General features: G+C 56.7%; 1 protein-coding gene. It reads right to left on the bottom strand.

The genetic code is table 11. From position 1 onward, the window contains the following. The coding region (locus HMPREF2990_RS12890) for a hypothetical protein (protein ID WP_210399958.1) at window positions 1-275 on the bottom strand (275 nt) is incomplete at both ends.

Here is a 275-nt window from a genome sequence, read left to right as displayed (position 1 = left end):
ATCCTCAACAGTCACCGTAATCGGACCATCAACGTCCGTACCCGGGGTGACCTTAATCTCACCGGTCTCCGGATCAATCGTGACAAGAACGTCATTGCCGTCCTCATCCTTCGCCGTCACCGTGGTGTCCTCACCAGGGTTAGTGACCTTCACACCAGTGGACTGCTCATCGTCGGTCGGCTGCACGGTCTTCGGGTTATCAGCACCCTCAACAGTGGTCTTCGAATCAGACTCGTCCGCAGGCGTGCCATTACCGTTATCGTCCTGACCAGCCT

This window comes from Corynebacterium sp. HMSC071B10 (genome assembly GCF_001814825.1).
In the GTDB taxonomy this organism is placed as follows: Bacteria; Actinomycetota; Actinomycetes; order Mycobacteriales; family Mycobacteriaceae; genus Corynebacterium.
This window is presented reverse-complemented; position numbering and strand designations above follow the sequence as displayed.